29 protein-coding genes and 1 other RNA gene are annotated in these 25,428 nt (G+C 66.8%); 16 read left to right on the plus strand and 14 right to left on the minus strand.

Annotated elements, in window-relative coordinates; all coding sequences use genetic code 11:
• Positions 1–529: 529 nt before the first annotated feature.
• The gene (locus M2299_RS10325) at positions 530–1,852 is read right to left on the minus strand and encodes an aminopeptidase P N-terminal domain-containing protein (protein WP_099844393.1); all 1,323 of its coding nucleotides are present in this window, start codon (positions 1,850–1,852) and stop codon (positions 530–532) included.
• A 5-nt stretch (positions 1,853–1,857) separates the two neighbouring features.
• Positions 1,858–2,406: a UPF0149 family protein gene (locus M2299_RS10330; protein ID WP_025874201.1), complete on the minus strand. Its 549-nt coding sequence runs from the start codon at positions 2,404–2,406 to the stop codon at positions 1,858–1,860.
• A 153-nt stretch (positions 2,407–2,559) separates the two neighbouring features.
• On the opposite strand from M2299_RS10330, the gene M2299_RS10335 reads away from it, so the two are divergent.
• The 8 genes from M2299_RS10335 (at position 2,560) to M2299_RS10370 (ending at position 6,813) form a co-directional block, all read left to right on the plus strand.
• Positions 2,560–2,781, plus strand: a complete 222-nt coding sequence (locus M2299_RS10335) for a TIGR02449 family protein (RefSeq protein ID WP_025874200.1) — start codon at positions 2,560–2,562, stop codon at positions 2,779–2,781.
• Positions 2,778–3,074 (plus strand): cell division protein ZapA, encoded by a 297-nt coding sequence (locus tag M2299_RS10340; protein WP_025874199.1) that lies wholly within the window; start codon positions 2,778–2,780, stop codon positions 3,072–3,074. The genes M2299_RS10335 and M2299_RS10340 overlap by 4 nt, the downstream gene beginning before the upstream one ends.
• Before the next feature lie 97 nt (positions 3,075–3,171).
• Positions 3,172–3,357, plus strand: a non-coding RNA gene (ssrS, locus tag M2299_RS10345) — 6S RNA.
• A gap of 83 nt (positions 3,358–3,440) precedes the next feature.
• Entirely contained in the window at positions 3,441–4,034 is a 594-nt protein-coding gene (locus M2299_RS10350) for a 5-formyltetrahydrofolate cyclo-ligase (RefSeq protein WP_099843537.1), read from the plus strand.
• Positions 4,031–4,510, plus strand: a complete 480-nt coding sequence (locus tag M2299_RS10355; protein WP_025874197.1) for an EVE domain-containing protein — start codon at positions 4,031–4,033, stop codon at positions 4,508–4,510. Before M2299_RS10350 ends, M2299_RS10355 begins: the two co-directional genes overlap by 4 nt.
• A 24-nt stretch (positions 4,511–4,534) precedes the next feature.
• Entirely contained in the window at positions 4,535–5,182 is a 648-nt protein-coding gene (gene rpiA / locus M2299_RS10360) for a ribose-5-phosphate isomerase RpiA (RefSeq protein WP_099843539.1), read from the plus strand.
• A 21-nt stretch (positions 5,183–5,203) separates the two neighbouring features.
• A complete protein-coding gene (locus M2299_RS10365) occupies positions 5,204–5,650 on the plus strand; it encodes a DUF192 domain-containing protein (protein ID WP_025874195.1) in 447 nt (148 codons plus the stop codon).
• 317 nt (positions 5,651–5,967) lie between these two features.
• Positions 5,968–6,813 (plus strand): SirB1 family protein, encoded by an 846-nt coding sequence (locus M2299_RS10370; protein WP_025874194.1) that lies wholly within the window; start codon positions 5,968–5,970, stop codon positions 6,811–6,813.
• A gap of 90 nt (positions 6,814–6,903) precedes the next feature.
• On the opposite strand, the gene M2299_RS10375 is transcribed toward M2299_RS10370, so the two are convergent.
• Positions 6,904–7,128: a rubredoxin gene (locus M2299_RS10375; RefSeq protein WP_025874193.1), complete on the minus strand. Its 225-nt coding sequence runs from the start codon at positions 7,126–7,128 to the stop codon at positions 6,904–6,906.
• 34 nt (positions 7,129–7,162) lie between these two features.
• Between M2299_RS10375 and thiE the strand changes: the two genes are divergently transcribed.
• Both thiE and hemL read left to right on the plus strand, forming a co-directional pair.
• A complete protein-coding gene (gene thiE, locus M2299_RS10380; RefSeq protein ID WP_025874192.1) occupies positions 7,163–7,798 on the plus strand; it encodes a thiamine phosphate synthase in 636 nt (211 codons plus the stop codon).
• 15 nt (positions 7,799–7,813) lie between these two features.
• Complete coding sequence (gene hemL, locus M2299_RS10385; protein WP_280884300.1) at positions 7,814–9,103, plus strand: glutamate-1-semialdehyde 2,1-aminomutase; 1,290 nt, start codon at positions 7,814–7,816, stop codon at positions 9,101–9,103.
• Positions 9,104–9,327: 224 nt separating this feature from the next.
• Here the strand turns inward: hemL and azu are convergent, their stop codons facing one another.
• Positions 9,328–9,777, minus strand: a complete 450-nt coding sequence (gene azu, locus M2299_RS10390) for an azurin (RefSeq protein WP_033831930.1) — start codon at positions 9,775–9,777, stop codon at positions 9,328–9,330.
• A gap of 122 nt (positions 9,778–9,899) precedes the next feature.
• Between azu and M2299_RS10395 the strand changes: the two genes are divergently transcribed.
• Positions 9,900–10,502 carry an HAD-IA family hydrolase gene (locus M2299_RS10395; RefSeq protein ID WP_280884301.1) on the plus strand — a complete coding sequence of 201 codons (603 nt, stop codon included), beginning with the start codon at positions 9,900–9,902 and terminating at the stop codon, positions 10,500–10,502.
• A gap of 72 nt (positions 10,503–10,574) precedes the next feature.
• Here the strand turns inward: M2299_RS10395 and M2299_RS10400 are convergent, their stop codons facing one another.
• Entirely contained in the window at positions 10,575–11,801 is a 1,227-nt protein-coding gene (locus M2299_RS10400; protein ID WP_280884302.1) for an acetylornithine transaminase, read from the minus strand.
• Between the two features lie 63 nt (positions 11,802–11,864).
• Between M2299_RS10400 and M2299_RS10405 the strand changes: the two genes are divergently transcribed.
• A complete protein-coding gene (locus tag M2299_RS10405; protein ID WP_088101241.1) occupies positions 11,865–12,737 on the plus strand; it encodes an ion transporter in 873 nt (290 codons plus the stop codon).
• A 186-nt stretch (positions 12,738–12,923) separates the two neighbouring features.
• On the opposite strand, the gene M2299_RS10410 is transcribed toward M2299_RS10405, so the two are convergent.
• From M2299_RS10410 to M2299_RS10420, 3 genes are all read right to left on the minus strand, one after another.
• Positions 12,924–13,871: a YiiG family protein gene (locus M2299_RS10410; RefSeq protein ID WP_280884303.1), complete on the minus strand. Its 948-nt coding sequence runs from the start codon at positions 13,869–13,871 to the stop codon at positions 12,924–12,926.
• A gap of 157 nt (positions 13,872–14,028) precedes the next feature.
• Positions 14,029–15,021: a YiiG family protein gene (locus M2299_RS10415; RefSeq protein ID WP_280884304.1), complete on the minus strand. Its 993-nt coding sequence runs from the start codon at positions 15,019–15,021 to the stop codon at positions 14,029–14,031.
• Between the two features lie 92 nt (positions 15,022–15,113).
• Positions 15,114–15,932: an NAD(P)-dependent oxidoreductase gene (locus M2299_RS10420; protein WP_059065008.1), complete on the minus strand. Its 819-nt coding sequence runs from the start codon at positions 15,930–15,932 to the stop codon at positions 15,114–15,116.
• Positions 15,933–16,039: 107 nt separating this feature from the next.
• On the opposite strand from M2299_RS10420, the gene M2299_RS10425 reads away from it, so the two are divergent.
• A complete protein-coding gene (locus M2299_RS10425; RefSeq protein ID WP_280884305.1) occupies positions 16,040–16,723 on the plus strand; it encodes a hypothetical protein in 684 nt (227 codons plus the stop codon).
• A 47-nt stretch (positions 16,724–16,770) separates the two neighbouring features.
• Here M2299_RS10425 and M2299_RS10430 read toward each other — a convergent pair whose 3' ends face one another.
• Together M2299_RS10430 and M2299_RS10435 are read right to left on the minus strand one after the other, a co-directional pair.
• Positions 16,771–17,259: a DUF2867 domain-containing protein gene (locus tag M2299_RS10430; protein WP_280884306.1), complete on the minus strand. Its 489-nt coding sequence runs from the start codon at positions 17,257–17,259 to the stop codon at positions 16,771–16,773.
• Complete coding sequence (locus M2299_RS10435; protein WP_099785295.1) at positions 17,256–17,918, minus strand: serine/threonine-protein kinase; 663 nt, start codon at positions 17,916–17,918, stop codon at positions 17,256–17,258. The genes M2299_RS10430 and M2299_RS10435 overlap by 4 nt, the downstream gene beginning before the upstream one ends.
• Before the next feature lie 85 nt (positions 17,919–18,003).
• On the opposite strand from M2299_RS10435, the gene M2299_RS10440 reads away from it, so the two are divergent.
• Complete coding sequence (locus tag M2299_RS10440; RefSeq protein ID WP_280884307.1) at positions 18,004–20,001, plus strand: bifunctional DedA family/phosphatase PAP2 family protein; 1,998 nt, start codon at positions 18,004–18,006, stop codon at positions 19,999–20,001.
• A gap of 143 nt (positions 20,002–20,144) precedes the next feature.
• Here the strand turns inward: M2299_RS10440 and M2299_RS10445 are convergent, their stop codons facing one another.
• The 3 genes from M2299_RS10445 to M2299_RS10455 all read right to left on the minus strand — a co-directional run bounded on the left by M2299_RS10445 (position 20,145) and on the right by M2299_RS10455 (position 22,977).
• A complete protein-coding gene (locus tag M2299_RS10445; RefSeq protein ID WP_032976742.1) occupies positions 20,145–20,723 on the minus strand; it encodes an LON peptidase substrate-binding domain-containing protein in 579 nt (192 codons plus the stop codon).
• Positions 20,720–22,084, minus strand: a complete 1,365-nt coding sequence (mpl, locus tag M2299_RS10450; protein WP_032976743.1) for a UDP-N-acetylmuramate:L-alanyl-gamma-D-glutamyl-meso-diaminopimelate ligase — start codon at positions 22,082–22,084, stop codon at positions 20,720–20,722. The genes M2299_RS10445 and mpl overlap by 4 nt, the downstream gene beginning before the upstream one ends.
• A 329-nt stretch (positions 22,085–22,413) precedes the next feature.
• Positions 22,414–22,977, minus strand: a complete 564-nt coding sequence (locus M2299_RS10455) for an adenylate kinase (protein ID WP_025874177.1) — start codon at positions 22,975–22,977, stop codon at positions 22,414–22,416.
• Between the two features lie 136 nt (positions 22,978–23,113).
• On the opposite strand from M2299_RS10455, the gene M2299_RS10460 reads away from it, so the two are divergent.
• Both M2299_RS10460 and M2299_RS10465 read left to right on the plus strand, forming a co-directional pair.
• Positions 23,114–24,370: a 6-phosphofructokinase gene (locus tag M2299_RS10460; protein WP_025874176.1), complete on the plus strand. Its 1,257-nt coding sequence runs from the start codon at positions 23,114–23,116 to the stop codon at positions 24,368–24,370.
• A 31-nt stretch (positions 24,371–24,401) separates the two neighbouring features.
• Positions 24,402–24,791, plus strand: a complete 390-nt coding sequence (locus tag M2299_RS10465) for a DUF488 family protein (RefSeq protein WP_099785299.1) — start codon at positions 24,402–24,404, stop codon at positions 24,789–24,791.
• A 79-nt stretch (positions 24,792–24,870) separates the two neighbouring features.
• On the opposite strand, the gene M2299_RS10470 is transcribed toward M2299_RS10465, so the two are convergent.
• Positions 24,871–25,374 carry a hypothetical protein gene (locus tag M2299_RS10470; protein WP_025874174.1) on the minus strand — a complete coding sequence of 168 codons (504 nt, stop codon included), beginning with the start codon at positions 25,372–25,374 and terminating at the stop codon, positions 24,871–24,873.
• Between the last annotated feature and the right edge of the window lie 54 nt (positions 25,375–25,428).

The raw sequence follows: 25,428 nt of genomic DNA on the forward strand, positions 1-25,428 counted from the left end.
GGGTTTGCGGGGTGTGAGCGGCATGGATGCCGCGACCAAGCCTACAAGGACGTACTTGCGGCGGCCCCGCAAACCCACAGTACCCCGCCATCCCACGGAATGCCGCTGTTGCTGTTGCTGTTGCTGTTACTCTGGCTTGTAGCGGATGCAGGGCTGCAAGCCCTGCCAAAACCCCTCGTACCCCGCCTTTGACAGTTCCTTGCGCGCGTCCAACCACGGAAAAGAAAAAAGAAAAGCAGGAGCGGGTCGCTTGCTGCGCTCGCTCCGTGTCGACCAAGGTCGACACCTACCAATAGTCCCGCGTGCCGACAACCGCCGTTACCAACAGCCGCGGGAAACTGTCGAAGGCGGGGTACTGTGGGTTTGCGGGGTGTGAGCGGCATGGATGCCGCGACCAAGCCTACAAGGACGTACTTGCGGCGGCCCCGCAAACCCACAGTACCCCGCCATCCCATCGAATGCCGCTGTTGCTGTTGCTGTTGCTCTGGCTTGTAGCGGATGCAGGGCTGCAAGCCCTGCAAAAACACCCTTACCCCGCCATCAACGCTTCGATCTCGTCGGCGCTGCGTTCCAGCCCTTCGGTCAACACCCGATGCCCGTCGTCGGTGATCAGCACGTCATCTTCCGTACGGATGCCGATGCCGCGCCAGCGCGGTTCCACCGTTGTGTCGTCCACGCCGATATACAGCCCCGGCTCGATGGTGAACGCCATGCCCGGCTCCAGCAGGCGTGAATCGCCGGCCAGGCGGTAGTCGCCTACGTCGTGCACATCCAGCCCGATCCAGTGCCCGGTCTTGTGCCGGTAGAAGCGCTGGTACAAGCCTTCGGTGAGATTCTTTTCCAGCGTGCCCTTCAACAGGCCCAGCTGCAGCAACCCCTCGGTAAGGGTCTGCACCGCCGCCAGATGGCCCATTTCGTACGCCACGCCCGGTTTGGCCTGGGCAAGCGCCGCCGCCTGCGCGGCACCCACCAGATCATGCAGCGCGCGCTGCTCGGCGCTGAAACGACCATTGACCGGGAACGTACGGGTGATGTCACTGGCGTAGCCGCGGTACTCGGCGCCGGCATCGATCAACACCAGTTCACCGTCGCGCGAGCGTGCGTTGTTGTCGCGGTAATGCAGGATGCAGGCGTTGCGGCCGGCACCGACGATGCTGCAGTACGCAGGCACCGCGTCGTTGGCACGGAACACCCGCTCCAGTTCGGCCTGCAGTTCGTACTCGTGGATGCCCGCCTTCGCACGCTGCATGGCCGCGCGATGCGCCAGCACACTGATGTCGGCCGCGCGCTGCATCAACGCCACCTCGGCACCGGACTTGAACAACCGCTGCTCGTGCAGCAGATGGCCCAGTTCCAGGAACTCATGCGGCGGCTGCGCACCATGACGCACCTGCGAACGTACGCGGTTCACCCAGCCGATCAGCTTCAGGTCGAAATCCGCATCGCGGCCGAAGTGGTAGTACACCCGCGAACGCCCTTCCAGCAGGCCCGGCAGGATGTCGTCCAGGTCGGTGATCGGGTAGGCATCGTCCATCGCGAACTGCGCCACGGCGCCTTCCTGGCCGGCGCGACCGCCATCCCAGGCTTCGCGCTCGGGATCGCGCTCGCGGCAGAACAGGATCGCTTCGCCGTGGCGCCGGCCGGGAATCAGCACCAGTACCGCTTCCGGCTCCGGGAAGCCGCTCAGGTACTGGAAATCCGAATCCTGCCGGTACGGATAATGGGTATCAAGGCTGCGCACCTTCTCAGATGCCGCCGGCAGCACCAGGATCGCGTCTTCGCCCGCCATGTCCATCAACTGCCGGCGACGACGCTTGTACTCGCCGGCAGCGATGCCGGTGCGCTGCTTGATATCCATCAGTTCAGGCGCTGCCGATGGCGCGCGGCCAGCACCACGTCACCGTGCAGCAGCAGCACCGCCACGCGGATGAACTCCTCGATCTCCGACAGGGCTTCGTCGTCATCATCACCGCCCGCTTCAAAATCCTCGCTCGAGGCACGGGCCAGGCTGGCCAGGTCGTTCAGCGCCTCCTCGCCTTCTTCGGACAGGGCCGGCCGGTGGCCGCCACTGCCCAGGCCGAAGCCGCCCAGGAAGGAACGGGTCCAGCTGAACATGGCGTCCGCCTGCGCGGCCACGTCGCTGCTGTCGGTCAACAGCAGCTCGAAGGCGAAGTCCCGGTCTTCCAGCTGCTTGATGGTGGCCTCCAGCAACTGCGCCAGCGCACTGTCGGCAGCTGCCTGCGGCAGATTGTCGTCGGCCAGCACGCGCGCCGGCCAATCGTTGCCGGGAGCACCACCAGCGGCCAGCCAGCCGCACAGCCCGCCATGCAGCTCGGCAGCAGTGGCGCCCAGGCCCAGTTCCTGGCTGGCGCGGGTAACGTCGTCGACGGAGGGAAGTTCGGTCATCGTGCGGCTCGTTCGGAAGGGAAACTGCGGAGCGCGCACGCGCGCGCCCGTGAGCCCGGTAGTGTAGCAATGTGTCCGCCTGCTCTCCGTAGCCGCCGGGCCCTGCTGCGACAGTGCTTGACCGCCCTGACCCGGCTTGCCTATCGTGCGGGCATGGAACCCGCCGATCCCCTTGCCCAGCTGCAGGCCTTCGCCGCCCGTGTGGAGGCGTTGCTCGACCGCAACCAGCGGCTGGCCGAGGAGAACCGCAGCCTGCGCCACCAGCAGGAACAGCTGGTGGCCGAGCGCTCGACGCTGCTGGCCAAGAACGAGCAGGCGCGTTCCCGGGTCGAAGCGATGATCACCCGGCTCAAATCCCTGGAGCAGCACACATGAGTGCCGAACCGGTCAGCGTCCGAATCCTAGACCGCGAATACACGGTCGGCGTTGGTGGCGATGAACGCGACAGCCTGATGGCGGCCGCCCGCCTGCTGGATGCGCGCATGCGCGAGATCCGCGGCAGCAACCGGATGGCCGCGGTGGACCGCATCGCGGTGCTGGCGGCACTCAACCTGGCACACGAACTGCAGCTGCTGCGCGATGAGAACGCCCGCCAGGCGGTCGCCCTGCAACAGACCCTGGCCGACCTGAACCGGCGCCTGGACCGGGCGATCGACAGCAGCACCTGAGATAGGCGCGGAATGCGCCTTCTCTTTTCTGAATTGGCACGCACTGTTGCCGACGAACGGCCTATCCAGATCACGCGCGGTAGCTATAATGGCCACGCGTTCTCTGCGGTACTCGACGGCATGTGCAAACATTCGCCTTGTCCCTTAAGAACGACACCGGGAGCGCGACAGCGCCGGGAGTGCAGGTCCGCCTTGCAGCGGGAAGCCCGATGGTTCTCCAGCGTTCCCACTTGAGCCCCCGGGTTCAAGGTCGTTTCGCATGCATCGACATTGCGGAGAATGCAATATTCCAGCAAGGGCGGCGTCTTCGGGCGTCGCCCTTGTTCTTTCCGGCACAATGACGGCTGATCCTTGCCGCACGCTGCCATGACCGACCCGCGACAGGCCCTGCGCCACGAGCTGCGGCAACGCCGCCGCGACCTTTCCGCCCCCGCCCGTATCGCCGCTGCCGAATCGCTGGCCGATGCGCTGCTGGCGCTGCCGTTCGCCCCGCGCGAAGGCGCCGTGGCCGGCTACTGGGCGCTGGATGGCGAAATCGCCCTGCACCGCTGGCAACTGCAGCTGCCCGATCGCTTGACCTACTGCCTGCCGGTGCTGCACGGCGACGTGCTGCGCTTCGCGCCCTGGCGCCCCGGCCAACCGTTGACCAGCAACCGCTACGGCATTCCCGAACCGGACATCGCCATCGAAGACACGCTGGAACCGGCGCAGATGGCCCTGGTGGTGACGCCGCTGGTGGGCTTCGACGCACGGTGCCGGCGGCTGGGCATGGGAGGTGGCTGGTATGATCGCAGCTTCGCCTTCCGCCATGATCGGCCGGCGCCACCCTGGCTGGTCGGCGCGGCATTCTCGGTGCAGCAGGTCGAGTCCTTGCCGGTGGCGTCCTGGGACGTGCCGGTGGATGCGATCTGCACTGAAGCCGGCACCCTGCTCCCTTCCGCTGCCCCCGTGAACGCATGACCGCCCGCAAGCGCTACTGGCTGATGAAGTCCGAACCGGACGCCTTTTCCATCGACGACCTGGCCAAGGTCAAGGTTGAACCCTGGAACGGCGTGCGCAACTACCAGGCGCGCAATTTCATGCGCGATGGCATGCAGGTCGGTGACGGCATCCTGTTCTACCACTCCAATACCAAGGTGCCCGGCATCGTCGGCCTGGCCACGGTGGCCAGCGCGGCATACCCGGACGACACCCAGTTCGACCCGAAATCCGACTACCACGATCCCAAGAGCACGCGCGAGAACCCGCGCTGGATGCTGGTGGACGTGGCCTTCGACCGCAAGCTGAAGCAGGTGATCGCGCTGGATGAGATCAAGCTGCATGCCGAGGAACTCGGCGAAGGCTTCCCGCTGGTTGCCAAGGGCAACCGCCTGTCGGTGTTCCCGGTGACCGCTGCGCAGTGGAAGCTGCTGCTGTCGCTGGAAAAGAAATCCTGATTCCCTGCCTGAGAGTTCTCCGCAATGTCTGAAGCCAAGCGCCTGGCCGCCGAGAAGGCCATCGAGTACGTCGAAGACGGCATGATCGTCGGTGTCGGCACCGGTTCCACCGTCGCCTATTTCATCGATGCGCTGGCCCGCATCCAGTATCGCATCAAGGGTGCGGTGTCCAGTTCCGAACAGAGCACCGCGCGCCTGAAGCAGCATGGCATCGAGGTGATCGAGCTGAACCACACCGGCACCCTGTCGCTGTACGTGGATGGCGCCGACGAGTGCGATCCCGGCAAGTGCCTGATCAAGGGCGGCGGCGCTGCGCTGACCCGCGAGAAGATCATCGCCGAGGCCAGCGAGCGCTTCGTCTGCATCGTCGACCCGAGCAAGCAGGTACCGGTGCTGGGCAGGTTCCCGCTGCCGGTGGAAGTGATCCCGATGGCCCGCAGCCTGGTTGCCCGCCAGATCCGCGACATGACCGGCGGCCAGCCGACCTGGCGCGAGGGCGTGGTGACCGACAACGGCAACCAGATCCTGGACATCCACAACCTGCAGATCACCGATCCGGAAAAACTGGAGCGTGAGCTCAACCAGCTGCCGGGCGTGGTCTGCGTCGGCCTGTTCGCACGGCGCCGTGCCGATGTGGTGATCGTCGGCGGCGAGCCGCCGATCGTGCTCTGACCCTTTCGAAGGACCCTGACGATGTCGTTGCTGCGCTCACTGCTGATGCTCCCGCTGCTGGCCCTGACCGGCTGCGCCACCGATGCTGCCCGCCACTGGGTGGAACTTGACGGTGCGCGCTATGACGTTGAACTGGCCACCAACGATGAAACCCGTGCGCGCGGGTTGATGTTCCGCGACCAGATGGCCGAGGACCACGGCATGCTGTTCGTGCATGACCGCGAGGAAATGCAGGCGTACTGGATGAAGAACACCAAGATCGCGCTGGACATCCTGTACTTCGACAGCGAGCGGCGGCTGGTGAGCCAGCAGCGCGACGTGCCGCCGTGCTCGGCCGGTGACATGTGCCCGCCCTACCCCAGCGGTGGCCCGGCACGCTTCGTGCTGGAACTCAATGCCGGCCAGGCGGAGAAGCTCAAGCTGAAGGATGGCACCGAGCTGATCTTCGGCCCGGGCATCGAGAAGTAGGGGCGGCCGGGCTGCGCCCGGCACCCGCCGAATCGACATCAAAAGCAAGAGCTGGGTTATCGAGGCATGGTGGGGCGGTGTGGGCTTGCAGGACACGCCGTAAACCCATCCCTGGGGGCTCGTAGGCGCCATCCATGGCGCCTGCGGGCCTGCAAGCCCACACCACCCCACCTCTGACAGCTTCCTGCCGCTGTTGGTGGGTGTCGACCTTGGTCGACACGGTAGATCCACGCCATGCGTGGATGGGGACACGTGGGGGATGATGAATTCACGCCACGCTGCTTGAAACCGCCTGCGATTGCCGCCAGTCTGTGGACATGCAGGACCGGATCACACTCCCCGACTGGGATGCACTGGCCGACTTCGACGACGAGGCGCTGCCACTGCTGCCGACCGCGCTGCTGATCGCGCGCGATGAATATCCCGATCTGCAGCCGTCGACCTACGATGCGCTGGTGCAGAGCCACGTCGAGCACCTGCGCGCCGAGGTGGACAGCATCGAGCACAGCCCGCTGAAGATGGCGGCCATCAACCGGCATCTGTTCGATGAGCTGGGCTACAGCGGCGACCACCAGGAGTACTACGACCCGCGCAACAGCTACCTCAACCAGGTCTTCGAGCGCCGTCTGGGCAATCCGATCTCGCTGGCACTGGTGCAGATGGAGGTGGCGCGACGGCTGGGCATTCCGTTGGACGGCGTGTCATTCCCCGGTCATTTCCTGGTGCGCCTGCCGGTTGACGATGGCGTGCTGGTGATGGACCCGTTCAATGGGGGCCGGCCGCTGGACGTGGACGAACTGCGCGAACGCGCCAAATCACACCTGGGCGGGCAGATGCCCGACGACCAGGTGCTGGCGCAGATCCTCGATCCTGCACCGAGCCGCGCGATCCTGATCCGCATGCTGCGCAACCTGCATGGGGTCTATGCCGAGGCCAGCGAGTGGGATCGTGCCGCGCGCAGTGCCGACCGCCTGCTCAAGCTTGCCCCCGAACAGGACGATGCCCTGCGCGATCGCGGCCTGGCCTACCTGCAGCTGGACTACCTGGCCGGCGCGCGCAACGACCTGGGCCTGTACCTCAAGCGCAACCCCGAGGCCAGCGACGCGCAATGGCTGCGCGAGAAGCTGATCGACCTGGGCGGCCCGGTACCGCGGCTGCATTGAGGTTGTCCGGTGTGCGGACCAACGGTCCGCCCCCACCGCCAACGATCCGCCCCACCGGTAGCGCCGGGCCATGCCCGGCGGCGATTGCGATCAATCGATCTCGACCATCTCGAAATCGTCCTTGGTCACGCCGCAATCCGGGCAGGTCCAGGTCTCGGGAATGTCTTCCCAGCGCGTGCCCGGGGCGATGCCCTCTTCCGGCAGCCCGTCCGCTTCGCGGTACAGGAATCCGCAGACCACGCACATCCAGGTACGCAGGGTGGTGGGGGTGGCTTCGCTCATCGGATAATCGGGGCTGGATTCACGGGCCGCCATTGTCCCATCGCGGTCCACTCACCGGTAGCCATCGATGACTTCTGCTTCCCCGGCGCCCCGCGGCGTCTACCTGATCACCCCGGATGAACCCGATACCGCCCGCCTGCTGGCGCGCACCGCGCCGCTGCTCGCCGCCGGCGCCACCTGGCTGCAGTACCGCAACAAGAGCGCCAGCGATGCCCTGCGACGGGAACAGGCCACGGCGCTGCAGGCCTTGTGCGCCGCCCACGGCGTGCCGCTGATCGTCAACGACGACCCCGAGCTTGCCCAGGCCATCGGCGCGGCGGGCGTGCACCTGGGCGGCACCGACGGTGACATCGGCGCCGCACGCAGCCTGCTCGGCCCGGACGCCATCATCGGCGCCTCCTGCTACGACCAGCTGGCCAACGCCGAGCGTGCCGTGGCGGCCGGCGCCAGCTACGTGGCCTTCGGCGCGTTCTTCCCCACCACCACCAAGGTCACCAGCAGCCGCGCCCACCCCGACCTGCTGCGGCAAAGCGCCGCACTGGGCGTGCCGCGGGTGGCGATTGGTGGCCTGAGCCCGGACAATGTCGGTCCCATCATCGATGCCGGCGCCGACCTGCTGGCCGTGGTCAGCGGCATCTACGCCGCGCAGGACCCGGTCGCGACCCAGCGCGCCTACCTCGCCCGATTCGATACGCAGCAGTAACCCCCAGGAAACCCCATGAACCACGACCAGTCCCACGCCCTGTTCTCCCGCGCCCAGGAATTGCTGCCTGGCGGCGTCAACTCACCGGTGCGCGCGTTCAAGTCGGTCGGCGGCGAACCCTTCTTCGTCGAGCGCGCTGACGGCGCCTACCTGTACGACGTCGACGGCAACCGCTACATCGACTACGTGGGATCGTGGGGCCCGATGATCATCGGCCACAACCACACCGCCGTACGCCAGGCGGTGAAGAAGGCGATCGACAACGGCCTGTCCTTCGGTGCGCCGTGCGCAGCGGAAGTGACCATGGCCGAGACCATCACCCGGCTGGTGCCGTCGTGCGAGATGGTGCGCATGGTCAACTCCGGTACCGAAGCCACCCTGTCGGCGATCCGCCTGGCACGCGGTGCCACCGGCCGCAGCTGCATCGTCAAGTTCGAAGGCTGCTACCACGGCCACGGCGACTCGTTCCTGGTCAAGGCCGGCAGCGGCATGCTGACCCTGGGCGTGCCGACCTCGCCCGGCGTGCCGGCCGGCCTGAGCGAACTGACCCTGACCCTGCCCTACAACGACTTCGAGGCGGCCACCGCCCTGTTCGACGCACGCGGCAGCGAGATCGCCGGCCTGATCATCGAGCCGGTGGTCGGCAACGCCAACTGCATTCCGCCCCGCGAAGGCTACCTGCAGCACCTGCGCGCGCTGTGCACGCAGCATGGCGCGCTGCTGATCTTCGACGAAGTGATGACCGGTTTCCGCGTTGCCCTTGGCGGTGCGCAGGCGCACTACGGTATCAGCCCGGACCTGACCACCTTCGGCAAGATCATCGGCGGCGGCATGCCGGTGGGCGCCTACGGCGGCCGCCGCGAGCTGATGCAGCAGATCGCGCCCGCTGGCCCGATCTACCAGGCCGGCACGCTCAGCGGCAACCCGGTGGCGATGGCCGCCGGCCTGGCCATGCTGGAGCTGATCCAGCAGCCGGGTTTCCACGACGATCTGAGCGCGCGCGCCGCACGCCTGTGCGCGGGGCTGGAAGCTGCCGCCGCCGATGCAGGCGTAGCGGTGACCACCACCCAGGTGGGCGCGATGTTCGGGCTGTTCTTCACCGCTGAGAAGGTGGAGACCTACGCCCAGGCCACGGCCTGCGACATCCCGGCGTTCAACCGCTTCTTCCACGCGATGCTGGACCAGGGTGTGTTCCTGGCACCGTCGGCGTACGAGGCCGGCTTCCTGTCCAGCGCACACGACGATGACGTGATCGAGGCCACGCTGGCAGCGGCACGCGTGGCGTTCAAGGCGGCCAAGGGCTGAACCCCGGCCTGGTAGGTGCCGACCGTGGTCGGCACTGCCTGCCCTCATCCACGCATGGCGTGGATCTACTGGAGCGATGTGCTTCATCCACGTATGGCGTGGATCTACTGGATCGACGTGCTTCATCCACGCATGGCGTGGATCTACTGGATCGATGTGCTTCATCCACGCATGGCGAGCTGCGTCCCTGGAGTAGAGCCACGCCATGCGTGGCTGCTGCGCACTCAACCGAAGACGAACTTGCCCTTCATCATCGCGAAGTGGCCGGGGAACGAGCAGAAGAAGGTGTAATCGCCGCCCTTCTGCATGCCCTTCGTGGAAAAACGCACGCGGGCGGTCTCGCCACCACCGATCACCTTGGTGTGGGCCAGCACGCGCTTGTCGGCCTTCGGCAGGTAGCTGTCGGCCAGGGTCATGCGCATGCCCGCCATCGCCACCGGCTGGTAGTCGGCGGTGCGGGTCAGCACCCAGTTGTGGCCCATCGCGGTGGCGGCCAGCCTGCCGGTGTGGCGCAGGGTCAGGTCGATTTCGCTGCAATCGGCGGCCACCTTGATCTCCCGGCTGCTGAAGCTCATCTGGTCGGTGCTGTCGATGCTCACCGCACATACGCGCGCCATCGCCGATGGCGCCAGCATCAGCGCACCCAGCCCCACCGCTACCATCCAAGCCTTCATCGTCGCGTCTCCTGCAGGTTCGGTGGTCATTCTAGGCAGACACCTGGCCACCCGGCTGCGACCGTGTGTCGCAGTGGTGGTCCAGGGTTTGCGCGGGGATACGGCAATGGCATGCTCGACCGATGCGGATCGATCTTCTCCTGCTCGATGTTGATGGCGTGCTGCTGCACTACCAGCGCGCACAGCGCGTGCTGCATCTGGCGCAGGCGCTGGGCGTGCCGACCGCGCACGTGCAGGCCGCGCTGTACGACAGCGGGCTCGAAGCCGCACACGACAGCGGTACGCTGGATGGCGCGCGCTATCTGGCCCAGCTGGGCGAACGGCTCGGCACAACGGTAACGCTGCACACCTGGATCGCCGCCCGGCACGCGGCCAGCCACCCGCAGCACGCCGTGCTGCAACGGCTGCATGCCCTGCAGGTGCCGATGGCGGTGCTGACCAACAATGGTGCCTTGATGACGCAGGCGCTGCCGACGCTGCTGCCGGAGCTGTTTCCCATGCTGCACGGCCGGGTGTTCTGCAGCGCGGACTTCGGCCTGCGCAAGCCGGCGCCGGAGGTGTTCCTGCGCACGCTGGCAGCTCTCGAGGTGGCACCGGCGCACACGCTGTTCGTCGATGACCTGTTCGTCAACGTGCGCGGTGCACGCGCAGCCGGCCTGCACGCGGAAACCGTGCAGGACGGACGCGGACTGGGGAAGGTGCTGAAGCGCTACGGGATGCAGTAGCGCCGGGCCATGCCCGACGAGCGCAGCGCAAAAGCAACGCCGGGCATGGCCCGGCGCTACCTTGGTCAATGATCAGCGCGCGGCGACGAACGCGGCGATCGCCGTACGCAGGCGCTTGAGGCCTTCGGCCACTTCTTCGTCGGTGATGTTCAGCGACGGCACGAAGCGCAGCACGTCCGGGCCGGCCTGCAGGGTCAACAGGCCCTGTTCGGCGGCGTGGTCGAGGATGGCACCGGCCTGGCCAGCGAACGCCTTGCTCAGCACCGCGCCCAGCATCAGGCCGCGACCGCGCACGTCGCTGAACACCTTGAACTCATCGTTGATGCGGGCAAAGCCATCGCGCAGCGCCTTCGACTGGCGGCTGACATTGGCCGCGATCTCGGCCGAGGCGAGCTTGCGCAGCGCCACGCGGGCGACGGCCGCGGCCAGCGGATTGCCGCCGAAGGTGGTGCCGTGGGCACCGAACTGCATGGTCTCGGCCACCTTCGGGCCGGCCAGCATCGCGCCGATCGGGAAACCACCGCCCAGTGCCTTGGCCAGGGTCACCATGTCCGGCACCACGTCATCCTGCCAATGCGCGAACAAGGTACCGGTACGGCCCATGCCGGCCTGGATCTCGTCCAGCACCAGCAGTGCGTTGTGCTGGTCGCACAGTTCGCGCACGCGCTTGAGGAACCCGGACTTGGCCGGCATCACCCCGCCCTCGCCCTGGATCGGCTCCAGCATCACCGCCGCCACGTCGCCAGCGGCCATCGCCGTTTCCAGCTGAACTTCATCGTTGAAGTCGATGTAGCGGAAGCCCCCCGGCAGCGGCTCGTAGCCTTCCTGGTACTTCGGCTGCGCGGTGGCGGTCACCGCGCCCATGGTGCGGCCGTGGAAGCTGCCGCGGAAGGTGATGATCACGCGCTTGTCGGCCGGGCGGCCCTGGCTGGAGGCCCACTTGCGGACCATCTTGATCGCCACTTCGTTGGCTTCGGCGCCGGAGTTGCACAGGAACACGCGCTCGGCGAAGCGGCTGGCCTTCACCAGTTCCTCGGCCAGGTGCAGCGGCGGCGCGCTGTAGAACACGTTGCTGGTGTGCCACAGCTTGCCGGCCTGTTCGACCAGCGCGGCGACCAGGTCCGGGTCGTTGTGGCCCAGGCCGCACACGGCAATGCCGGCGGCCAGGTCGATGAACTCACGGCCCTGGCTGTCCCACACGCGGGCGCCCTGGCCTCGCTCCAGCACCACCTGGCGGGGCTTGTACACCGGCAGGTAGTAGTGCGACAGGGAGATCAGCGGATCGGTAGCGGCGGTCATGGCGGTCAGCAGGGTTCAGGAATGCCCATTCTCGCGCTGGAACCCGTGCGGCACAATGCACGCATGCGACCGTTTTCCGCCCCCCAGCTGAACCCCGCCACCGAGACCGGCTGGCGCCGCCGGTGGTTCGACATCATCTACCGCCACGACAGCCGGCCCTCGCGCAATTTCGACCTGCTGCTGGTGTACGCGATCATCGCCAGCGTGCTGGTGGTGATGTTCGACAGCGTGCAGCGCTTCCACATCGCCCATGCCGACTGGCTTTACGTGCTGGAATGGGGCTTCACCATCCTGTTCACCGCCGAATACGTGCTGCGGCTGGTGGTGGTCAAGCGCCCGCTGCGCTACGCGGTGAGCATCTGGGGCATCATCGACCTGGCCTCGATCCTGCCGACCTACCTGTCGCTGTTCATTCCCGGTGCGCAGAGCCTGCTGGTGGTGCGCGCACTGCGCATCCTGCGCGTGTTCCGCATCCTCAAGCTGACCCGCTACATCGAAGAAAGCGGCGTGCTGATGCAGTCGCTGTGGCGCAGCCGGCGCAAGATCCTGCTGTTCCTGTTCACGGTGGTCACCATCACCATCATCGCCGGCACGCTGATGTACGTGATCGAGGGACCGAACCATGGCTTCACCAGCATTCCCAGCAGCATGTACTGGGCGGTGGTGACGATGGCCACGGTCGGCTTCGGCGACATCGTGCCGCAGACCGTGCTCGGCCGCTTCGTCACCTCGGTGCTGATCCTGATCGGTTACAGCATCATCGCCGTGCCCACCGGCATCTACACCGCCGAACTGGCCAGCACCATGCGCGATGCCGAGCTGGCCGCGCGCCGCGATGCACGTGGCTGCCCGCACTGCGGGCTGGAAGGCCACGAGCCGGATGCGCGGCACTGCCGCAAGTGTGGCGGATCGTTGCCGGATACGTTCAGCCACTGAGGGTGAGCCCGGCCGACGGCCGGCCCCATCATAGCCAGCGGAGTAGATCCACGCCATGCGTGGATGAAGCCCCACCGGAGCCATCGCGAGCGAACCAAGGTCCGCACCCACCAAAGGCACACATCAGATCCGCGCGATGGATGGATACGGCGTCCCGCATCCATCCATCGCAGTCGACCCACTGGCTCAATTCATGCGATTGCTGGTGGTCACCAGATCGTTGTAGGCGGCGACCACTTTCGACTGCGCCCCGTCCGGTGCAGTCAGCATGCTGCCCTTCGCCTCGAGATCTTCCTGCAGCTCACGCGCGGTGAACGGCTTGCCCGATGCCAACCGGTCGATACGGCGTCCGGCATCGCGCACCAGCACATCGGCCGAGCGCTGCACATGCGCCCACATCGGGTTGTCCTTGCCTACGCCGGCGCTCTGCATTTCGGCCAGCATCGCCTGGTAGGCGGCCAACTGCCGACGGGCCTCGGTCAGCTCCGGTTCGTCGCCCTGCAGGACCATCACCAGCTGCTTGCCGTCACCGATCATGCGCAGGTGGTAGTACGCCAGTGAACGACCTTCGTCCGCTTCGATCTGCTTGAGCTGCGCGGCACGGCGTTCCTCCTCGTTCTTCTCCAGCGCCGCATCCAGGGCCTCGCTGGCCTTGAAGAAGTCAGCGTAGGCCTGCATCAGCGGCGCATGCTGCGCGCGCATGCCTTCGCCGTTGTCGCGCCGATAGTCCTCACGGGTGAAATAGCCATCAGCGCGTTCGATCAGCGCATACAACGACTGGAAGGCCGTCTGGTACTGCTGCACCGGCTCATCCAGCGGCGTGGCCGGCGTCCGGGCCAATGCATCGGTCAGCGGTTGACCACAGTACTCGACACGATGCGACAGCACCTTGCCCGGCGAGCGCGGCTGCGCTTCCTTGCCCGTCGGCCCGGCTTCGGGATCCTTGATCCAGCCGGTATAGGTCTGGAAGCCCTCGTGGATGGGCTGTTCGACGCCGTTGTAGCACTCGATGTAGGCGTTGATCTTCTGCATGCCCGGATCGGCCACCGCCAGTCCTGTCGATCCGTTGCAACCAGAGAGGGCGGCGGCAGCGCCGAGCATAAGCAGAGAAAGTACACGCGCGGAAGAATTCAAACCGGTTCCTTGCAGATAAGAGACGGCGCACATTCTCGCGCGCGGTGGAACAGCCCGCATACGCGGACGCCGATGCCATTGAGACGACGGGACACCCCATCCTTCACGTCGCAATCAGCCAGGTCGAATGCGACAAAAGTGGGGGCAGTGCGCCGGATTACTGGCGATTGCTCTGGAACACCAGTGCGTTGTAGATGTGCAGCAGTCGCCCGGTCGAGCCGCTCGGCGCCATCGACGGCGACGCCAGCATCCTCTGCTCGAAATCGGTGTACGGAACCTTGCCGCTGACCCGCTGCAGCCGCTCCTTGCCTTCGCGGCGGAAGTTCTCGGCCTCGCGTTCGAAGCTGTTCCAGTCCAGCTTGCCCGGCTCCTGATCGGCCACCTTGGCATGCGCTTCGTCGGAAATGCGGTTGAAGGCGTCCAGTCGCTCCCGTGCCCGGGCCACGTCGAAGTCGTCCTCGCCCATCATCTCCATGATCGCTTTCGCTTCCAGCATCATCGCCAGTCGGTAGTACTCGCGGGTGCGTCCTTCGGCCTGCTCCAGCGCCTTGAGCTGTTCGCGCTGGGCAGCGTCGTTCTGGCGCTCCAGTTCGGCGTTGAACGTTTCACTGGCAACGGCGAAATCCTTGAAGGCGGCCATCAATGGCGCGTGCAGCTGCTTGCCCTTGGCAAACCCGTCGTCTTCGTAGTCCTGGCGATCGTAGTAGTCGTGCGCGTCCTTGCTGATCGGCACCAGGGCCTTCAGCGCCTGCTGATAGCGACCCGCAGCGGCATCGAGATCGGCAAGCGCCGGCTTGGCAGCCATCGCCTCGGTCACGGGGGCGTCGCATTGCTTCATGTCGTAATCGCCGATCTCGAACGGTCCGTACACGTTCGTCTCGCGCCCGCTCGGGCCGGCGTCCACGTCCTTGATCCAGCGCGTGTAGGTCTGGATGCTGCCGTGCGTCTTCGAATCAAGCGCGTTGAAGCAGCCGATGTAGGCGTTGAGCTTTGCGGTCAACTGCTGTTGGGCGTCAGCCGGCGCCGTGCTGGCCTCCGGCTTGCCGGCGGAACCCGCGTCGCCGTCGGTTGCGGGCGCCTTGCCACCACAGGCAGCCAGAAGAAGCGACAGCGAAGCGGCGAGCGCCGCGATGGAAAGAGTACGTGACATGGGCTCACATCCCTGTTGAAAACGATTACAGCCGCGCATTCTAGCGCAGCGGGCCGAAGGCGGCAGCCATCGGCCTTTCCCTACCGGCAGGCTCAATCCAGGAACAGATCCGGCAGCAACGGACGCGACGCATCCACCGCATACCCGGAAAGATCGGTCACGCCAGCTTCGGCCAGCACCTCGTCATCGATCAGGAAACGGCCGTGGAAACCGGCCGCCTCGCGCACCAGCACCGCGTGTGCAGCGTCGGCCATGATCTGCGGCGTGCGGCAGCCACCGACGTCCACGCCGGGAATCATGTTGATCGCATCGGTCGCAATGACCGTGCGCGGCCACAGCGCATTGACCGCCACGCCCTGCGGGCCGAACTCGGCAGCCAGGCCGAGGGTGACAAAACTCATGCCCATCTTCGCCAGCGTGTAGCCGGTATGCGCGCCCCACCACTTGGGCTCGAGGCTCGGCGGCGGCGCGAGGGTCAGGATATGCGGGTTCGGCGCCTGCAGCAGGTACGGCAGGCAGGCCTGCGCGCACAGGAAGCTGCCGCGCGAATTGACCTGCTGCATCAGGTCGAAGCGCTTCATCGGCGTGTCCAGGGTGCCGCGCAACCAGATGGCGCTGGCGTTGTTGACCAGGATGTCGATGCCACCGAACGTGTCCACGGCGGCAGCAACGGCCGCCTGCACCTGGTCTTCTTCGCGGATGTCGCACTTCAGCGCAAGGCCCTGGCCACCGGCTGCAGTGACGGCCTCGGCAGCACTGTGGATGGTGCCCGGCAGCTTCGGATTGGGCACCGACGACTTGGCGGCAATGGCGACGTTGGCGCCGTCACGCGCGGCCCGCAGCGCGATCGCCAGGCCGATGCCACGCGAGGCACCGGTGATGAAAAGGGTTTTGCCCTGCAGACTGCCCACGTTCCACACTCCAGCGTATGCAATGAGCCGCTAGTATGCCGCGCCGACGCGGAGTTCACCGCACGTTGACGATACTGGCGCCCCGGTCACTGCACGAGGTCCATGCCATGCGCTGTTCCCGCCTGTTGTTGCCTGCCCTGGGCCTGGCCCTGCTCACCGCCTGCCAGGGCCGCTCGCCCGAACCCGGCAGCGCGCCGGCCAAGGATGACGCCGCCAGCGTCGACAAGGCCACCGGTGATGGCAAGCTGCGCTGGAGCGAGTCCGTTGTCTGGGATGGTGACCTCAACACCTGCCGCCAGGGCGACAGCGCGGCCACCCGCGATTGCCTGCGCGATGCGATGCGGTCCGGTGGGGCCAGTGCCGATGCGGTCACTGCGGCCGAGCAGCTGTCCACCGGTGGCGAACTGGCCTACGTGACCGCCTGGCATGAACACGACGGCCTGGGCGTGGCCACCGTCGAGTATCCCTTCCGCGCCAATACCAATGAAGGCACGCGCCTGGTCGATGCCGCAGGCAAGCGTATCGACGTGGATGCGGTGCAGCTGGACGACACGCTGCGCGCCGATCCCGGCGTGCAGGAGGCGCTCAAGGCGCATCCGCAGGCCACGCCGTTCGCGCCGGCGCAGGCCGCGGGTACCGCGGCGCTGGATGGGGGCGGCATCCGCCTGCTGTACCGCACGCCGCTGCGCGACTGCCATGCGTGCCCGGACGTGGGCCAGCTGCAGATCGGCTATGACTTCGATGGCAAGCGCAACTTCATCGGCCAGCAGGTGGTGCCGGTGACGCCGTAGGGGTTTGCCGCGCCATGCGGCAACGCGCATCCACGCATGGCGTGGATCTACTGATATCCGCGCACCTGCTTGCTCAGCAGGTGCGGCGCGATCCATCGATGCACCGGTGCCACCGGCAGCATGTACAGGCGGCCGAATGCGTTGTGGGTGTGCACCACCGTCGCCACTTCCAACATATCGCCGTGCCATTGCAGCGCCAGCTGCACGCGCAGATGGCGGTCGTTGTCTTCCAGCACGATGGCATCCTCGTCCAGCGCCCGCAGGGTGAAGATGCCGAGGCGTTGCCCGGGCTGCGGGTCGGCGGTCTGCTGCACTCCGCGCAGCGAGCCCAGATCCTTCATGCCCAGCAGCCGCATGACCCTGTTGCGCAGCGCCATCAGTCCATCGAACCAGCCGGGCACCGTCGCTGCCATATCGCGGTAGGCCTGCAGTGCCGAACGGCCGTTGCGCGGCGCCGCCTCTTGGCAGGCATGGACGAAATCGGCACCCGGCAGTTGCGAACGCAGCACGCTGCCTTCGCTCAGCTGGGCGCTCACGGCTTGGGGCCCTGCCCTTCGTTGTCTTCCCAATGCAGGATGCGGCGGGTGACGAAGCGGTAGACCGGCTTGCCGGTGGCGAACCAGAGATCGCGCACCCACGAGGTACGCTTGAGCACGCGCTTCTCCACCGGCGTCAGCGACTCCCGGCAGTACATGCGCTTGTGCTTGAGCAGGTGGCGCAGGTCCTCGCGCGCCAACAGGCGCATCCAGCGCGAGCGCGGGTCGCCGATCACTGCCAGCTGGAAGTCGATCAGGGCCGGTCGACCGTCCTCGGTCACCAGCCAGTTGGCTTCCTTGGCCAGGTCGTTGTGGGCCACACCGCGCCGATGCAGCTGCTGCAGCAGGCGGCGTGCGGCGCGGAACCAGGCCACGTCACCGCGCGGCGGGCGCTGGTACATCGCATCGCCGGCCATGAAGCTGCGGTCGAGGTGGCGGCCATCCCAGTCCAGCAGTTGCGGCACGTCGACCATGCCATGGATATGGCGCAATGCGCGCGCTTCGCGTCGCGCCAACCACCACGCAGGCAACCGCAGCCACAGCGGCGTGGCCCCCAGATCGCGGCGCACGAAGGGGCCTTCAGGCCCCTGCACGAGGAGGATCCGGCCGAAACTGTCGGCCTTCAGTGCATGCGTTGGCGCGTCGTTGGATACAGGCATGGCGACATTCTAGGCGATGGCGCCGGTTGCAAACGGTCACCAAGCGGCTGGGAACCAGTCACCTTCACGCCCCTATAATCGGGCAATGGACTCTTCATGGATCGACGCCACCCTCGCGTGGATTGCCGCTCATCCCGTGTTGGCGGGTGCGGTCATCTTTCTGATCGCCTTCTGCGATGCGGTCATCATTCTTGGCGCCATCGTGCCGGCGCTGCCGTTGCTGTTCGCCGTTGGCGTGTTCATCGGTCTGGGCCAGATCTCCGGGCCGTATGCGGTTGCCGCCGCGGCGCTGGGTGCGTTCGCCGGTGATGGCATCAGCTACTGGATAGGCCGGCGCTGGGGCGACCGCCTGCGTGGCGTCTGGCCGTTCAGCCGCTACCCGCAGCTGCTTGACCGGGGCGAGAACCTGTTCCGCCGCAATGCGTTCAAGAGCATCCTGATCGCCCGCTATGTCGGTGCCATCCGGCCGTTCGTGCCCGCCATTGCCGGCATGTTGAAAATGCCCGCCAGCCGTTACGTGCAGGCCAGTGGCATCGCCAGTATTTCCTGGGCCGTGCTGTTCCTGGCACCGGGCTGGATTCTTGGCGAAGCCTATGATGCCGTCGCTGCCGTTGCCGGCCGGCTGGTGGTGGTGGTGGGCTTGTTGGCAGTGATCCTCAGCCTGGTCTGGGCCATCGTGCTGTACGGCTATCGCTGGTCGGCCGCGCGCATGGACAGCTGGCTGGCGCGGCTGCTCGACTGGTCCAACCGGCACCCGACGCTGGGCCGCTACACGGTGGGCGTGCTCGACCCGAAACGCCGCGAATCGGTGCCGCTGGCGATGCTGGCGCTGATGCTGCTGTTGTTGGGCTGGGGCTGGTTCGCGCTGCTGACGGTGGTGGTCGCCCATGGCGAGCCGTTGGCGGTGGACCTGCTGGTGCACCAAGCGATGCTGGCCCTGCGCAATCCGCTGGCCGACTATCCGATGGCCGCGTTGGCCTCGCTTGGCGCATGGCAGGTGCTGCTGCCGGCAACCGCTGCCGCGATGGGCTATCTGGTCTGGCGCCGGCGCTGGATGGCGGCCGCCCATTGGCTGGCCGCATTGGCCTTCGGCCTGGCCCTGACCAAACTGCTCGGTACCACCGTCGATGTGGTGCGCCCGATCGATGCCAGCAGCGGCTTCGGCTTCCCGTCGGTGTCGGTGACCATGGCCACCATCACCTTCGGCTTCTTCGCGGTGCTGATCGCCCGCGAAATGCCCGGCCGCACCCGCGTCTGGCCCTACCTGGTGTCGGGCATCGTGGTCAGCCTGATCGGCTTTGCGCGCCTGTACCTTGGCGCGCACTGGCTGAGCGATGTCATCGGCGGCATGCTGTTCGGGACGTTCTGGCTGCTGGTGCTGGGCATCGCCTACCGCCGCCGCTTCAACCGCTCGTTCTGGGTAAAGCCGGTGGCATGGCTGTTCTACGGCGTCTTCGTGGTGGCGGCGATGTGGTACGCGCCGCGCAACATCGCCATCAAGCTGGAACGCTTCGAGCCGACCCTGCCGGCGCCGCTGGCGATGGACGCGCAGGCCTGGTGGCAGCACGACTGGGCGAAGCTGCCGGCGCGTCGCAACGAATTCGACGATGACCAGCGCTGGCCACTGGACGTGCAGGTGGCCGGTCCGTTGGCGCCGCTGCAGGCGCAGCTGGAAGCGCGCGGCTGGCAGGTGCAGGCCCAGGCCGGCTGGCAGGAAGCGCTGCTGATGCTGGACAAGAACACCGGCGCCAATGAACTGCCGGTACTGCCGGCGACACTGGATACGCGCGTTGAAGCGCTGCTGATGGTGCGCCAGGGCGCGCAGGCCGACGAGCGTTACGTGCTGCGCTTGTGGCAGGCGCCGGCGCAGCTGCAGCCGGGCGACACCCCGTTGTGGCTGGGCAGCGCACAGACCCTGCGCTACGAGCGCCACTTCCAGTGGATCGGCATGTGGCACCCGGTGCGGGGCATCGACCCGGCGTTGAACGCGGTCAAGGAAGCGGTGCAGTCGTTGCCGCAGCGCGAGGATGTGCAGCCGGAGACCGGGCTGCCGGTACTGCGGTTGAAGACCGCCACGCCGTAACGAAGGCGCCGGGCATGGCCCGGCGCTACCGTCCCGCTCTGGTAGTTGCCAACCTTGGTTGGCGCTTTCGGGAAAGGCTGTCAACCAAGGTTGGCATCTACCGACGACGCCGGGTCATGCCCGGCGAGCACGACGGCCGGTTTTTACGGCATCCAGCCCAGCAGCTGCTGCAGGCGCTGGTGCGGGTCGTCCAGCTGCAGCAGTTGCAGGCGCTGCTGTTCGCTCAGCGGCAGAAGCTCGGCCAATCGCCAGCTGACCCAGCTGGCCTGGTCCATCAAGGCCGGCGAGGCCGGTGCGAACGCCGTGCCCGCCTGCTCGATGATGTGGTCCAGTACCGTCGCCAGCAGCGCATGCTGCGGACGCAGTTCGTCATCGGGATCCTCATCGCACCAACGCACATCGGCAACCACCAGCCCGTTGTCGCGGACGCGCGTGCGCTCGACGTGGAAACGACGGGTGCCGCGCAATCGCAGCTGCAGCACGCCATCGGCGCCGACATCGAAATCCTCGATCTTCACCTGCACGCCGAAGGCGGCCGGCGTTGCCGGCGCTCCCACTTCGTTTCCTTCCAGGATCAGGCAGACACCGAAACCTTCACCGCTGCGGCCGGTTTCGCGCACCAGATCCAGGTAGCGTGGCTCGAAGACCCGCAGGCCGATGGCCGCGCCCGGCAGCAGCGTCGTATGCAGCGGGAACAGCGGCAGCGAACCCTCACTGCTCATCGTGCCTGCAGCCCTGCAAGGAAGCGACGCGGCGCGCCGTCGAAGCCGCCGTTGGACATGAACACCACATGGTCGCCGCTGCGCACGTCGGCCTGCAGCTGCGCCAACAGCGCATCGGTGTCGGCCACGGCATGCGCCTGTCCGCGCACCGCCGCGATCACCGCTGCCGCATCCCAGGCCAGCTCCGGGCGGTGCAGGAACACCACCTCATCGGCGAGTGCCAAGGACGGTGCCAGTGCTTGTGCGTGAGCGCCCAACCGCATCGAATTGCTGCGCGGCTCCATCGCCACCACGATGCGGGCATCACCGACCCTGGCACGCAGGCCTTCGAGCGTGGTCGCAATCGCGGTCGGGTGATGGGCGAAGTCGTCGTAGACGGTGATGCCATCGTGGTTGCCGATCACTTCCATGCGCCGCTTGACGCTGCGGAAGCGCGCCAACGCCGGGATCACCTCGGCCGGCGCGACACCGACTGCGTGCGCAGCGGCCAGTGCAGCCAGGCCATTGAGCACATTGTGCCGGCCCAGCAGCGACCAGTGCACATCACCCAGCGCCTGCCCGCGATGATGGACGCGGAACGCGCTGCCATCGGCGGCCAACAGCTCGGCATGCCATTCCAGCGCGGGGTCGAAGCCGAAGCGTTCGACCGGGGTCCAGCAGCCCATCGCCAGCACTTCGGCCAGGTGCGCGTCTTCGCCATTGACGATCAGGCGGCCGCGCGCCGGCACGGTACGTACCAGGTGGTGGAACTGGCGCTGGATCGCCGCCACGTCGGGGAAGATGTCGGCGTGGTCGTATTCAAGGTTGTTGAGGATCGCCACCAGCGGCCGGTAGTGCACGAACTTGCTGCGCTTGTCGAAGAACGCGGTGTCGTACTCGTCGGCTTCGACAACGAACTCGCGGCCCTGGCCCAAGCGGGCGGACACGCCGAAGTCCTCGGCGACGCCGCCGATCAGGAAGCCGGGGGAGCGACCAGCATTCTCCAGCAGCCAGGTCAGGATGGTGGTGGTGGTGGTCTTGCCATGGGTACCGGCCACGGCCAGGGTGTCACGGCCCGGCAGGACCTGCTCGGACAGCCACTGGGCGCCGGAAATGTAGCGCTGGCCGGCATCCAGGACGGCTTCGACGGCAGGATTGCCGCGCGACAGCGCGTTGCCGATCACCACCTGCCCGGTGCCCTCCGGCACGCTGTCGGCGCGGTAGCCCTGGTCCAGAGTGATGCCCAGCTGCTCGAGCTGGGTCGACATCGGCGGATAGATGGCCTGGTCGCTGCCACTGACCGTATGGCCCAGTTCCCGCGCCAGGGCGGCCACGCCACCCATGAAGGTGCCGGCGATTGCAAGGATATGTACGCTGCTCATGACCGGGGATTGTGACCGATCACGGCTGTATAGGGCCATTGTCAGCACCGGGGTAAGAGAACCCCTACAGCTGCTGTGAGAAAACTCCAGCCATATGTCAGGGAATTCCTGATAGCGATGTTCTGTGAACCCGGACACAATTCAGGATGCCAGCCGCAGTACCCGAACCGGTCCTACTCCCCAAGAGGCCATCCCCAAGGGAGCTCATGCTGTGGGGGCCCTGAGCAAGCCCTTTGCTGGCACCTATGAAACGAAACAGGCCTGATCCTCGCGGATCAGGCCTGTTTTTTTGCGCCTGCGGTGGCCGGCATCAACCGGCCACACCAGGGTCAGCGCTTGATCGCCGCCAGGATGCGGGCTTCGATCTCGTCCAGTTCGCCGACGCCATCGACGCGGGCCAGGGTGCCCCGGCCGGCGTAGAAGTCCACCACCGGAGCAGTCTGCTCGGTGTAGACCTGCAGGCGCTTGCGCACCGATTCCGGATTGTCGTCAGCGCGGCCCTGCTCCTGCGCACGGCCGGCGATGCGCTCGACCAGCAGTTCGGTGGCCACGTCCAGCTGCACCACCGCATCCAGCGGCTGGCCGATCTCGGCCAGCATGCCGTCCAGCGCGTTGGCCTGGGCCACATTGCGCGGATAGCCGTCAAGGATGAAGCCCTTGGCGACATCGGCCTGGGCCAGGCGCGACTTCAGCATGCCCAGCAGGATCTCATCGGACACCAGGTTGCCGGCATCCATCACCGACTTGGCCTGCTTGCCCAGCTCCGAGCCGGCGGCAATTTCAGCGCGCAGCATGTCGCCGGTGGAAATGTGGGCGATCTCGAGCTTTTCCTTCAGGCGCGTCGCCTGTGTCCCCTTGCCCGAACCGGGCGGTCCCAACAGAACCAATCGCATTGACCTGACTCCAACGTGTTGAAAATAAAGAAGGTTCGCGCCCCGGACGGTCCGGTATCGCTGCACCGCAATAGCGCCACTTTAGCGCATCCGGGTAATGTCCCTGCAATGTCCCCTCCCCCGAACAGGTAGAAGCATGCGCAATGGCACCCTCCTTTACGCCCAGTCCGGCGGCGTCACCGCCGTCATCAACGCCACTGCCGCGGCGGTGATCGAACAGGCCCGCGCCAAGGGAATCAAGGTCCTGGCTGCGCGCAACGGCATCCTAGGCGCCCTGCGCGAGGAGCTGATCGACACCAGCAAGGAGAGTGCTGCGGCCATCCGCGCCCTGGCCCACACCCCCGGCGGCGCGTTCGGCTCGTGCCGGGTCAAGCTGAAATCGCTGGAGGCCGACCGTGCACGTTACGACCGCCTGCTGGAGGTCCTGCGCGCCCATGACGTGCGCTGGTTCCTCTACAACGGCGGCAACGACTCGGCCGATACCGCACTGAAGGTGTCGCAGCTGGCAAAAAGCTCCGGCTACGACCTGACCTGCATCGGCGTGCCCAAGACCATTGACAACGACCTGGCGGTGACCGACACCTGCCCCGGCTTCGGCTCGGCGGCCAAGTACACGGCCGTGTCCGTGCGCGAAGCGGCGTTGGACGTGGCCGCGATGGCCGAGACCTCCACCCGCGTCTTCATCTACGAGGCGATGGGCCGCCACGCCGGCTGGCTGGCCGCGGCCGCCGGCCTGGCCGGCACCGGCGAGGACGACGCCCCGCACATCATCCTGCTGCCCGAGCGCGCCTATGACGAGGCCGCGTTCCTGGCCAAGGTCAAGGCCGTGGTCGCGCGCGTGGGCTACTGCGTGGTGGTGGCGTCGGAAGGCATCGCCACTGCCGATGGCCGCTTCGTCGCCGACGCCGGCGGCGGCAAGGACTCCTTCGGCCATTCGCAGCTGGGCGGCGTGGCCGCGCATCTGGCCGGGCGGGTCAAGGACCAGCTGGGGCTGAAGGTGCACTGGGCCCTGCCCGACTACCTGCAGCGCTCAGCCCGCCACCTGGCCAGCAAAACCGACTGGGAACAGGCCCAGGCGGTGGGCAAGGCCGCGGTGCAGCTGGCGCTGAAGGGCCAGAACGGGGTGATGCCGGTGATCGTGCGCAGCAGCGATGCACCGTATCGCTGGAAGATCGAAGCCGCACCGCTGTCGAAGATCGCCAACCACGAGAAGAAGATGCCGGCCAGCTTCATCCGTCGCGATGGATTCGGCATCACGGCCAAGGCGCGCGCCTACCTGCAGCCGTTGATCAAGGGCGAAGCACCGTTGCCCTACGGTAGCGATGGCCTGCCCAAGTACGTGACGCTGAAGAACGTGGCGGTGAAGCAGAAGCTGCCTGCGTTCGAAGGCTGACCCCCTCCGTCCCCTTTTTGCGAGGAATGCCATGGCGTTGCGCGTTGTTCGACTTGGCTCTCCGCGTGCGCCCGGTGAAGGCCTGCGCATCGGCACCGTGCGGCGCCCGCCGCGCGGTGTGCCGCGCAGCGAATTTGCCCGGCAGGACTGGTACGACGTGTGGTTCCCGACGCTGTCACCCAGCGCGGAGCTGGTGAAACAGGCGCATGAGGCGAAGAGCGCCGCCGACTGGACGGCGTTCTTCCGTCACTACAACGCCGAAATGAAGGCACCGGATGCAGCGCATGCGCTGGACCTGCTCGCGGCGCTGTCGCAGCACAGCGATATCGCGGTGGGCTGCTATTGCGAGGACGAGGCGCATTGCCACCGGTCGGCACTGCGCGAGCTGCTGGTGGCGCGTGGAGCGAGGCTTGCGGATTGATCGCGGGGTTGCCGGCCAGCGGCCGGCACTACCCAGGTCTCCCTCCCAGTAGATCCACGCCATGCGTGGATGCTCGGCCTCAATTGCAGGCTTTGCCTTCCATCTGCAGCTGCGCGGCGAACATCGTCACCTGCGGGATCTTGCCGGCAGCGGCCTGCTTCTTGGCTTCCTCCAGATAGATGCGCGACTGTCCCTGCCCATCCAGCGCCTGGGCGTTGTTCACCGGCAGACGCCACACGCGCACCACCGCCTGCTGCGCCGGGCAGGCGGCATTCGGAACACGGATCACATCATTGAGTTTCCAGCCCTTGTCAGCGCTCGGCTGCGCCTTGCTGTAGTCGACAAAGCGGGCACGCGGCTGGCACTGCTCGCTGGTGCGCACCGCCGAGAAACGATAGGGCTCCGCCGCCTGGCCGGTGAACGCGCCTTCCAGGCGGGCACAGGCTTCGGGAATCTGCCGCAGCGTGTGCACCGCGCCGACCGCTTGTGGTGCACCCACCGCTCGCTGCAGTTCCGGTGCTTCCGCCGCGAAGGCAGGCAGGGCCGGGGCCAGAACGGCAAGCATCAACAGGGACAGGCGCATGGGGATTCTCCGACGGGACTGCGCGCAGGCTTGCAGAGGTTGCCTTAACGGGGT

The sequence above is a fragment of the Stenotrophomonas sp. 1278 genome (assembly GCF_029892765.1).
Classification (GTDB): Bacteria; Pseudomonadota; Gammaproteobacteria; order Xanthomonadales; family Xanthomonadaceae; genus Stenotrophomonas; species Stenotrophomonas indicatrix.

Coding starts and splice junctions, on each gene's coding strand:
- M2299_RS10330 (WP_025874201.1), bottom strand. CDS start 2,406: ATGACCGAACTTCCCTCCGTCGACGACGTTACCCGCGCCAGCCAGGAA.
- M2299_RS10335 (WP_025874200.1), top strand. CDS start 2,560: ATGGAACCCGCCGATCCCCTTGCCCAGCTGCAGGCCTTCGCCGCCCGT.
- M2299_RS10340 (WP_025874199.1), top strand. CDS start 2,778: ATGAGTGCCGAACCGGTCAGCGTCCGAATCCTAGACCGCGAATACACG.
- M2299_RS10350 (WP_099843537.1), top strand. CDS start 3,441: ATGACCGACCCGCGACAGGCCCTGCGCCACGAGCTGCGGCAACGCCGC.
- M2299_RS10355 (WP_025874197.1), top strand. CDS start 4,031: ATGACCGCCCGCAAGCGCTACTGGCTGATGAAGTCCGAACCGGACGCC.
- rpiA (WP_099843539.1), top strand. CDS start 4,535: ATGTCTGAAGCCAAGCGCCTGGCCGCCGAGAAGGCCATCGAGTACGTC.
- M2299_RS10365 (WP_025874195.1), top strand. CDS start 5,204: ATGTCGTTGCTGCGCTCACTGCTGATGCTCCCGCTGCTGGCCCTGACC.
- M2299_RS10370 (WP_025874194.1), top strand. CDS start 5,968: ATGCAGGACCGGATCACACTCCCCGACTGGGATGCACTGGCCGACTTC.
- M2299_RS10375 (WP_025874193.1), bottom strand. CDS start 7,128: ATGGCGGCCCGTGAATCCAGCCCCGATTATCCGATGAGCGAAGCCACC.
- thiE (WP_025874192.1), top strand. CDS start 7,163: ATGACTTCTGCTTCCCCGGCGCCCCGCGGCGTCTACCTGATCACCCCG.
- hemL (WP_280884300.1), top strand. CDS start 7,814: ATGAACCACGACCAGTCCCACGCCCTGTTCTCCCGCGCCCAGGAATTG.
- azu (WP_033831930.1), bottom strand. CDS start 9,777: ATGAAGGCTTGGATGGTAGCGGTGGGGCTGGGTGCGCTGATGCTGGCG.
- M2299_RS10395 (WP_280884301.1), top strand. CDS start 9,900: ATGCGGATCGATCTTCTCCTGCTCGATGTTGATGGCGTGCTGCTGCAC.
- M2299_RS10400 (WP_280884302.1), bottom strand. CDS start 11,801: ATGACCGCCGCTACCGATCCGCTGATCTCCCTGTCGCACTACTACCTG.
- M2299_RS10405 (WP_088101241.1), top strand. CDS start 11,865: ATGCGACCGTTTTCCGCCCCCCAGCTGAACCCCGCCACCGAGACCGGC.
- M2299_RS10415 (WP_280884304.1), bottom strand. CDS start 15,021: ATGTCACGTACTCTTTCCATCGCGGCGCTCGCCGCTTCGCTGTCGCTT.
- M2299_RS10425 (WP_280884305.1), top strand. CDS start 16,040: ATGCGCTGTTCCCGCCTGTTGTTGCCTGCCCTGGGCCTGGCCCTGCTC.
- M2299_RS10435 (WP_099785295.1), bottom strand. CDS start 17,918: ATGCCTGTATCCAACGACGCGCCAACGCATGCACTGAAGGCCGACAGT.
- M2299_RS10440 (WP_280884307.1), top strand. CDS start 18,004: ATGGACTCTTCATGGATCGACGCCACCCTCGCGTGGATTGCCGCTCAT.
- M2299_RS10445 (WP_032976742.1), bottom strand. CDS start 20,723: ATGAGCAGTGAGGGTTCGCTGCCGCTGTTCCCGCTGCATACGACGCTG.
- mpl (WP_032976743.1), bottom strand. CDS start 22,084: ATGAGCAGCGTACATATCCTTGCAATCGCCGGCACCTTCATGGGTGGC.
- M2299_RS10455 (WP_025874177.1), bottom strand. CDS start 22,977: ATGCGATTGGTTCTGTTGGGACCGCCCGGTTCGGGCAAGGGGACACAG.
- M2299_RS10460 (WP_025874176.1), top strand. CDS start 23,114: ATGCGCAATGGCACCCTCCTTTACGCCCAGTCCGGCGGCGTCACCGCC.
- M2299_RS10465 (WP_099785299.1), top strand. CDS start 24,402: ATGGCGTTGCGCGTTGTTCGACTTGGCTCTCCGCGTGCGCCCGGTGAA.
- M2299_RS10470 (WP_025874174.1), bottom strand. CDS start 25,374: ATGCGCCTGTCCCTGTTGATGCTTGCCGTTCTGGCCCCGGCCCTGCCT.